General features: G+C 67.0%; 11 protein-coding genes and 2 pseudogenes. 5 read left to right on the top strand and 8 right to left on the bottom strand.

The annotated features are described in order from the left end of the window. The first annotated feature begins 628 nt into the window (after positions 1–628). From IE271_RS39655 to IE271_RS44470, 4 genes are all read left to right on the top strand, one after another. A complete protein-coding gene (locus tag IE271_RS39655) occupies positions 629–1,615 on the top strand; it encodes an ArsR/SmtB family transcription factor (RefSeq protein ID WP_190195295.1) in 987 nt (328 codons plus the stop codon). 146 nt (positions 1,616–1,761) lie between these two features. Then, positions 1,762–2,283, top strand: a complete 522-nt coding sequence (locus IE271_RS39650) for a hypothetical protein (RefSeq protein WP_190195294.1) — start codon at positions 1,762–1,764, stop codon at positions 2,281–2,283. 93 nt (positions 2,284–2,376) lie between these two features. Further along, positions 2,377–2,781 (top strand): hypothetical protein, encoded by a 405-nt coding sequence (locus IE271_RS39645; RefSeq protein ID WP_229919950.1) that lies wholly within the window; start codon positions 2,377–2,379, stop codon positions 2,779–2,781. 13 nt (positions 2,782–2,794) lie between these two features. Further along, positions 2,795–3,523: a hypothetical protein gene (locus IE271_RS44470; protein ID WP_506005300.1), complete on the top strand. Its 729-nt coding sequence runs from the start codon at positions 2,795–2,797 to the stop codon at positions 3,521–3,523. On the opposite strand, the gene IE271_RS39640 is transcribed toward IE271_RS44470, so the two are convergent. The 4 genes and pseudogenes from IE271_RS39640 to IE271_RS39630 all read right to left on the bottom strand — a co-directional run bounded on the left by IE271_RS39640 (position 3,426) and on the right by IE271_RS39630 (position 5,029). Next, entirely contained in the window at positions 3,426–3,818 is a 393-nt protein-coding gene (locus IE271_RS39640) for a transposase (protein ID WP_190195293.1), read from the bottom strand. The two genes, IE271_RS44470 and IE271_RS39640, sit on opposite strands and share 98 nt — an antisense overlap. 398 nt (positions 3,819–4,216) lie before the next feature. After that, a pseudogene (locus IE271_RS43065) lies at positions 4,217–4,417 on the bottom strand (transposase family protein); the annotation flags it as partial. Between the two features lie 51 nt (positions 4,418–4,468). Next, positions 4,469–4,753 carry a hypothetical protein gene (locus IE271_RS43060; protein WP_229919949.1) on the bottom strand — a complete coding sequence of 95 codons (285 nt, stop codon included), beginning with the start codon at positions 4,751–4,753 and terminating at the stop codon, positions 4,469–4,471. A gap of 72 nt (positions 4,754–4,825) precedes the next feature. After that, entirely contained in the window at positions 4,826–5,029 is a 204-nt protein-coding gene (locus IE271_RS39630; RefSeq protein ID WP_229919948.1) for a hypothetical protein, read from the bottom strand. A gap of 24 nt (positions 5,030–5,053) precedes the next feature. Between IE271_RS39630 and IE271_RS39625 the strand changes: the two genes are divergently transcribed. Next, positions 5,054–5,251 carry a hypothetical protein gene (locus IE271_RS39625; RefSeq protein ID WP_190195298.1) on the top strand — a complete coding sequence of 66 codons (198 nt, stop codon included), beginning with the start codon at positions 5,054–5,056 and terminating at the stop codon, positions 5,249–5,251. A gap of 159 nt (positions 5,252–5,410) precedes the next feature. Here the strand turns inward: IE271_RS39625 and IE271_RS39620 are convergent, their stop codons facing one another. From IE271_RS39620 to IE271_RS39605, 4 genes and pseudogenes are all read right to left on the bottom strand, one after another. Next, positions 5,411–6,367 (bottom strand): glycoside hydrolase family 113 protein, encoded by a 957-nt coding sequence (locus tag IE271_RS39620; protein WP_190195292.1) that lies wholly within the window; start codon positions 6,365–6,367, stop codon positions 5,411–5,413. A 2-nt stretch (positions 6,368–6,369) separates the two neighbouring features. Then, entirely contained in the window at positions 6,370–6,978 is a 609-nt protein-coding gene (locus IE271_RS39615; RefSeq protein ID WP_190195291.1) for a TetR family transcriptional regulator, read from the bottom strand. Between the two features lie 45 nt (positions 6,979–7,023). Beyond that, on the bottom strand, positions 7,024–7,590 hold the full coding sequence (locus IE271_RS39610; RefSeq protein ID WP_190195290.1) for a hypothetical protein: 567 nt from the start codon (positions 7,588–7,590) through the stop codon (positions 7,024–7,026). Between the two features lies 1 nt (position 7,591). Then, a pseudogene (locus tag IE271_RS39605) lies at positions 7,592–8,262 on the bottom strand (IS5 family transposase); the annotation flags it as partial.

Here is an 8,262-nt window from a genome sequence, read left to right as displayed (position 1 = left end):
GCGCACCGCCGCGTAGGACCCCGCGAAACCGATGCCCGCGATGACGACCGCCCCGAAGACGACCACCCCGATGAGCATCCGGTGCGTCTTGGTGAGCGCGGGGGACGCGTCGGTCCTGATTGCAGTCACTTCTGCGCTGCTTCTCCACAGGCGTCACTGGCGGATTTGTCTCCACATTGGCATGCTCCGTCGTTCGTGGCAGCCCGCCTGTTGCTGGCGTGCGTGAAGTTTCAGGTCCAGGAAGTCACAAACCGAACGAATCTACGCCATGACTTGAGTGCACCTTCTTCACTACGGCTTGTTGCAGCAGCATCACGGACAGGACCTGACCCTTATATCGTTAAATCCTTTTATCGATAATTCTTCAGTTTCCCTGCCGGACGGTCATGGCGAGAACCAGCGCGGCGGAAGAACGCGTCTTTGCCGATGTGCCGAGCTCAACCTCGACCAGCACATGTGATCTTGTCATCGTCGCAGACGAAGAGATACCCGCCTGTCCGGCCCTGGCAGGAGATTGCCGGCGTCAGAGCCCTGCCCGCGGTACCGCGTGCGCGGCAAGCAGTCATTCAGCACCTGTATATCGACACCTCGCACAGTGGACGGATAGCACCGTACTAAGGAGGGGGATATGGTCCTGCGGATCCGACTCACAGACACCGACATCGGCCAGGTCCAGGTGGCCAAGCGCCCAGACCCGCTGTGGGAGCTGCTCCTTGCGGCTCACATGTTGCAGACCCAGGATGCTGCCCCGGTGTTCAACACCTGGCGTCGTGAGGTGAGAACCCGGCTGAGCGCGCCGTCACGACGGCTGCTCGCGCTGGCCCCCGCGCAGGGATACTCGCCGGACTTCCTCACTCCCGCTGAGGCGGCCGATGGGCTCGAGTCGGGCTTGGAAGCAATACGACGCACCCCCCTGAGCCGGGTGCACCACGAACTTCATGCGCTGCCCCCGGCTCGCCGGAACCTGCCCTGGGCCAAGGCGTTGGCCAACGGAGCGGCGGCAGACCTTGGCCGTCTCACCGATGGCATGAGTCTCTTTCTCCAGCAAGCCGTCTCGCCATACTGGCCGGCGATCGAACGGCAGCTGACCGCCGACCGTGACCGGCGCGCGGGCGCTGTCCTGCACGGAGGCGTCGACCACCTTTTGGCCACCTTGCATCCCGACGCGGTATGGCAGCCTCCTGTACTGCTAGTGCGAAACACCCCCATTGAACGCGACCTCCACCTGCGCGGGCGCGGGCTGAAAATCCTTCCGTCGTTCTTCTGCTGGCGTCATCCTGTAGTGCTGCGCGACCCTGATCTGCCTCCCGTGCTGGTCCTTCCCATCGAGCACGACCCTCGCTGGGTGCTTCACACGGCTTCAAGAAAGCAACAACAGGTCGCGGCGCTTATCGGCCGGACACGCGCCGCCCTATTGGAAGCAACGGCCCGCAGCCAATGCACCACCGACCTCGCCCGGCAGATACACACCTCGGCCTCGTGCACCAGTGAACACCTCAAGGTGCTGCGGGAAGCAGGACTGATCACCACCCGGCGGGAAGGTGTGGCCGCCATCCACACCCTCAGTCCATTGGGCCGGTGTCTTCTCGACGGAGTCCCGCAGAGGTCGGACTGACCCGCAAGCCCGGGTAAGACGGGCTGGCCTGCGCTATTCGGTCAGAACCGAAACCGTTGCCGCTCCCCCGGCCTCCGGGTCAACCTGTGTCACGCAGGCGACAGGAGATCCTGCCGCTGGCAACCATCACACAAGGGGGAAATCTGTTGCGTACACGCACGAGGACGACCTGGGCGTCCGGCGCCGCCGCAGCCGGCCTGACCGCGGCCCTGGCCTTCACCTCACCCGCCGCCGCCGACTCCGCAAGCGGCACGACGGACCAGGCCCAGACCGCCACCCACTGCGTCCAGATCCTTGCCGAACTGGAGCCGGGACAGAAAGTCTCACGCACCGTCTCTCACCGGTGCTTCACCGGCCCGAGCGCGGCCGAGCAAGCCAAGAGCGCAGCCCCGGCGGCCTCCGTGGAGCTAATGACATGGGCGACCGACATCAATTACGGGGGTGAGTACACCCACGTCTACGGCGGTGCCGCATGCGACAGCGCGGGCTACTCCTTCTCCCCCAACTCCTGGTGGTCGAGCCGTCTGTCCTCCTACCTGGTCTCCGGCGGCTGCACCATGTCCTTCGCCCGCGGCGACAGGGGCAACGCGACCTTCACCGGCGACGTGCCCTACGTCGGCGCCCAGCTCAACGACGACATCGACTACATCAAGATCTGGCGAGGCTGACCGACCCTCCATGACTGCCGCGCGGTAAGCCGGTGCAGGACACAGCTTGGCCGCGCGGCTCACACTCCTTCGCAACCATCGAGGATGGTGAATATGCGCAAGCTCAGCAGAACCGCCGCTACCCTGACGGCGGCGCTCGCCCTGGGCACAGGCGGCATGCTCGCGGCTCCGGCCGCCACCGCTGCTCCCGCCGCCCCCGCGGCCCCGGCCGCTGAGTGCGGGGTCCGGCCACACGACGGCAGGCTCTGGTGCGGCAACGGCGCGCCGGTCATCCTGCGCTACGGCACGCTGCTCGACTCGCCGGTCTCCGGACAACTGCAAACCTCCTTCAGCTACTTCTTGTGCTGGAGCACCGGTCAGCAGCACGGAGGGGGCAACAGCACCTGGTACTACACGGACGCCGACTGGGGAGATCCCGGTTACGTACCGGCGCAGTACGTGTACACGCCCAGCTGGTTCGACGCCAACCCCAGCGCCTACGGACTACGGCACTGCTGAACGCCGCTCTGCCGTGCTTCCCCGGCCGCTTCGCACCGCCACAGCGCTCCACCCCGATTCACGAGACCGTCGGGGTGCGGGTAGACGGCCGCTCCCGTGTCCGGGATCCGCTGCGAGGGATCCCGGACACGGGAGTTCGGGCATCTGCTCTCAGAGGCCCGCTGGACGCATCGCCAGATCGCGCGCGGTGAACCGCATCGGCACCGAAACGAAACCCCCTTTGCGCTACGACGAGTCGGCGGTGAGCCACTGGATGGGCGGCACCATCCCCCGTGGCACGGTGCGCACCTGCATCCTCGAAGCCCTCTCGCGCCGCCTGGGCCGCTCCGTCACCCATGCCGAAGCCGGACCGCCTGTTCCCCGCAGCCTCGTTTTCGCGGCTGCGGATACCGTGGGAGGGGTAATCGGCCTGGGGAGGTTGGACATGGCCGCAGCGGCGGATCAGCACGGTGCCGAACACGGTGGCCAGCCGGCGCGGGTGGGCTGTCTCGAGCCAGGGCCGGGTGATGTGGTCGGGGCCCCGCACCACCGGTGGGCAGGTGCGGGCGGCCTCTTCCTCACGGCGGGCCCGCGGGTCGAGGTGGTCCTGCAGCGCTCGCTCACTCGCCGCGACCACTCCACGAAACCGATGCTGTTGGTGATGTTCAGATGTCCAGGGTTTGGCAGAGGCGGTGGAATCGGCTTTCCGGACGGGGCGGACGTGGTGGAGAAGCGCCCGGGAGGAAGTGTCCGCTCAGTCTGATGATGTTCGTTCCTGCGGCGGTGGGAACATGTTGGGCATGGCTTTTGGCCATGCCCCGGTAGCGGCAACGCCGCAGGCCGTGGGTCCGGACGGTTTCGGAGACGGTGGCTTCGCAGCCGGCACGGATCGCATAGTGCTGTCGCCACTGTGGAGTTTCCTGCTCGCGTCGGACCCGCGTCTGGATCTCTTGCAGCGGCTGCGGCAGCAAGATGATGTGGCGGCCACTGCCCTCGGCATTGCCAGTGCATGCCTGCCGGGCCTCGCAGACCCGGCAGGCCGGCTTGGGGAACAGCACGGAGCCTCCGCCAACTTGAAGTCGCAGGTTGAAGGGCTGGTGTGACTGGTTCTCGAAGTGCTCACGCTGGTCGTCGGTGGCAGTCTGCGGAGTAGATCGTCTGTCAGCGGTTGACTTCGAGGTTCGTCAGGACGAGCAGGGCGCGTAGGAGGCGGGTCGCGTGGGCGGGGCAGTGCGGAGCTTGGTGAGGGTCCGCCAGTTCTTGAGGTGGGCGAAGCCGTGCTCGACCGGTGCCCGTCCGACAGCGAGGACGCGGTTGGCTTCCTTCTGGCCGGGTGTGAGCTTGTGGATGCGGCTGGCGTGGAAGCCGTGACGATCGCAGGGTCGCGTACGTCGTTGTCCAGGCCGTGGAAGCCAAGGTCCGCGGGGGCTCCGAGGCCGGCGGCGCGCAGGTGGGCCAGGATGTGGTCGTGGCGGGCTGCGGTGATGTCGTGGGAGCGGCCGGGCCGGGCGGCGGAGATCCAGATCAGGCGGCCCCTCTCGTCTGTCAGGGTGAGGAAGTGTAGGCCGTGATGGTGGTGTTTGCCGGAATAGTTCCGCCAGTCGACATTTCCGGTGCGGCACTGGGTGGGGATAAGGGTGCCGTCGATCAGGACCACTTCTCCGCCCTGCTTTGCGACCTTCTTCAGTGCGCGGTCCAAGCGCGGTGCCTACGCGGCGAGCAGGGCGATCAGTTCGTCGCGCCAGCGGCGGATGGTGGACTCGGAGACGTTGTTGGCGCCGACCATGTCGGCCAGTCGCTGGTCGTGACGCAGCACGGCCAGGACGATCACCGCAATCCGTCCGGGCGGCAGGACCCGCCATCGGGACCGTATCGCCTTCAGATGGCACCGCAGCAGACCGGCGAGGTGGGTGACGGTCCGCGTGGACAGTGGCAGACGGCACTCGTAGACAAGCGGGCAGGTGCCCTCGGCGCGTTCTTTGGTTTTCGTCACGCAAATCCAACGGCCATCGGGGGCACCCTAGTTACGCCCGTCGCGCACTACTCCGGGCGATGGCGTCCCCGGTCACAGGCGGCTGGTGAAGCGGCCGTCGGGCAGTTTGCGCAGCCAGCCGCGATCAACGAGTCTGACCAGCCTCCCACGCAGCGGTTCCAGCTTGGCCCGCTGAGTGACGTCGACTCCCAGTATCTCGCCGACGTGCCGGGCCATGACCGGTCCGGCGGCCTGCCGCACGGCAGCGAGAATGCGCCGGTAGTCCGGCGGGAGCACGCTCTCCTCCATATCCGGTGTGCGGTGCGGGATCAGCATCACCGCACGGCCGCCCACCTGGCCGGGCGCTGGCGTGGCCGAGGCGCGCTCTTCGGCGAGCTGTTCGCTCACCCGCTCAAGGACACGTTCGGCGACGGCGAGTTCGTCCCGCTCAGCCCGCACTTCCGTCGCCTGCTTGGCCAGCTGTCCTTCGAGTTCATCCAGTTCCGCGCCGCGCGGTGATCCGTTCCAGCAGTTCGGGATCCAGCATGACCGGATCGTAGAGGGCCGCCGAACCGCAGCGAGCGAGAACCGGACGGTTCAGCTTCCTGCTTCTGCTGCCGACCGCTGGCGCAGGGCCGCTCATGGGGTGAGTGAGATCCTCCGTCTCGGAGAGTCATGTCAGTCGGGGCGGCGGTTTGGCCGTTGATGTCTGGCGCTCATGGCATGGAAGACCTTCTTCGGTTCCCAGCGGGTCTCGTCGAGCATGCGCACGACGCCATAGGAAGCGATGTCGCGGTCGCGTGGCTTGTCGTAATTGGCGAAGGAGAACCACAGCGCGGTATCCACATTTTCCTCCTCGAAGATATCGAGGAGTTCGTTGAGGTAGCGGACCTGCTCGTCCTCGTCCGGGATCGCTCCTTGCGGTGGCTGCCAGGCCATGCCGCCGAGGTCGCCCGCGCCGCGGTAGGCGCACGTGCCGTACTCGGTGACAGCGACAGGCTTGCCGTGGGAGAGGGCCTCGCGCAGGTGGGTGCGGAAGGTGTCGGCGTTCTGCGCGGTTCGGTAGGCGTCGATGCCCACCAGGTCGAACGGGCCCCAGTCGACGGGCTCCCAGGGGCCGGATGCGTAGGTGATCCTCCCGCCGAAGTGGGCGCGGACCGTCGTCGCGGCTTGGGCAAGGAAGGTGTTGAGGCGTTCGGGGACCGGCCCGAGTGAGGTCCACCATTGGATGTCGGCGGTGGCCATGGCGTGGAGGCGGTCGAGGTAGGTGTTGCCGGGAAGGAAGCCGTGGGCGAAGGCGCTGAGCTCGCAGCCGGCGACGAGCACCACCTGGGCGCCATCCTGTCGCAGGGCCTCGGCGCGCTGCGCGCAGTCGGCGAAGAACGGCAGGATCTGCCCCGGGGGAAGATCGGCCGGAAACGGAGAGAACCACACTTCGAGGCCGGCATCGGCTGCATGCCGGGCTGCGATGCTCAGCCGCTCGGCGTCGCCGCCGGAGATGCGCACGGCGTCGCAGTGCAGGTTGTCGGCGATCGCGGTCATCTCGTGTCGGACTTGCTCGGGATCGAAGGTTTTTCGGGTGAGGAGGCGGCCAGGGAAGGTTCCGGTGTCGTAGTTGATGCCTCGTGCGCGCAACGTCAGTGCCCTTCCGCGTGAGTGAGTCCGTTCTCCAGCAGGTCGAAGGCCAGCTCCACGTCCCGGGCCAGAGCGCGGCCGGCGTCCTGGGCTGAGCTGCCGCCGAGCAGACGCTGGAAGTACGTCTCCTGGAGAGTGAGCAGGGACGCCGCGACCTGGGCGGCCATGAGCGCGGCTGCCGTGGGGCCGTACTCGTCGGTCAAGACCTGCGCCAATGACTGGCGCTGCTGGTAGAGCAAGCCGTTCGCCGCGTTCAGCAGTGCCGGGCTGTCCTGGATCACACGCACGCGGGCGAGCAGCGCGTCAAGGTCCGCATCTGGCATCTGTCCGGCGGCGAACGCACGACAGTGCGCTCGCAGCGCGTCCAGGAAGGTCTGGTCGGCCGGGCGCCGGGCGACGATCCCGGCCAGGTCGTCGCCGCCCACACCGTCCAGGGCGAGTGATTCCTTGGTCGGGAAGTACGCGAAGAGCGTCGCCTTGGCCACCTCGGCGGCCTCGGCGATCTCGTTGACCGTCACTGCATCGAAACCGCGCTCGGCGAACAGCCGCAACGCCACCGCAGCGATCCGCTGCCTGGTCTGTTCCTTCTTGCGCTCACGAAGACCTGCCACACAGGCCACAATAACCATGCTCGGTTCAAAAACATACCCGGTCTGCTATTCGATCCACTGACAGATGATCTCTTCCACAGACTGGCACCCACAACCAGCACGAGCATCCCGGAGGGCCGTCACACCAACCCTTTGACCTGCGTCTGCAAGTTGACGGGGACTCACGGACAGCCGTTCGTGCCCGCCGTCCTGCGTCGCCTTCCAGGGGTGACTGGTCACATTGCGAGGACAGGTAAGAGTGCAGGCCTCCCAGTCGGGAGTGAAGTCCGCCTTGGTGAAGCCGGGATGTTCACGAGCTCTCGGGTCGGCCCGGACCGGTCCGGTCCGTACCATGTAGTGGGTGCGGGCGGCCACGTCGATGGACTGAAGGAGTGATGTATCCGGCGTCGACGAAGTGCTCAGGTCCGCGAACCCTTGCCGGGCCAGGCCCTGATGGATCTGCTCGAGTGCATCGATGTCCTGCTCGGGCGCCGGCCGAGTGGCGACGTGCACGATCACATGCGGTCCCTCGTCACAGGTCTCAGTCTGATGATTCCGGTAGCCGATCCACTCCTTACTGCTGGATGTGGTCAACTTCCGGCAGTAACGGGCCTGGGCGTCATAAGAGGTCATCTCAATTGGCGAGTCGGCGGTGGCAGCTGAGGGTGCAGGCGATGCTGGTGAAGGGCAGGAAGTGCTCCGCCTTGCGTTCGTAGCGGCGGTGCAGGCGGCGGCAGCCGGCGAGCCGGGCCATGGTGCGCTCGATGGTCCAGCGGTGGCGTCCCGGCCGCTGGGAGGACTCGATGCCCTTGCGGGCGATGCGGTGCCGGATGCCACGCTCGCGGAGCCATTTCCGCAGATGGGCACAGTCGTATCCCTTGTCGCCGTGGAGCATGGCGGGCTTGCGCCGACGCGGGCCGCGGCGGGAGCGGACGGGCGGGATACCGGGCACGAGCGGCTCCAGGGCCTGGCTGTCGTGCAGGTTGGCGCCGGAGATCCCGACGGACAGGGGCGGGCCGGTCCGCTCGGTAATCAAGTGGTTCTTCGACCCTTTCTTGCCCCGATCCACAGGATTCGGACCCGTCAGGTCCCCCCTTTCATCGCCCGCATGGTCACCGAGTCGATCGCGCACCGCGACCAGTCCAACTCACCCCGCGAACCGAGCCCGTCCAGCACCAGCCGGTGCAGCTTCGCCCACACCCGGGCCCTCGACCACTGCGTGAACCGGCGATGGGCCGTCGCACCGGACGGCCCGAACACCGGCGGGACCTGCGCCCACGTACAGCCCGTCGTCGCCACGAAGAT

Origin of the sequence: Streptomyces minutiscleroticus, from assembly GCF_014650875.1 — a bacterium.
Taxonomy (GTDB): Bacteria; Actinomycetota; Actinomycetes; order Streptomycetales; family Streptomycetaceae; genus Streptomyces; species Streptomyces minutiscleroticus.
Note: the sequence above shows the minus strand (reverse complement) of the source record. Positions and strands in the feature narration are given on the sequence as shown.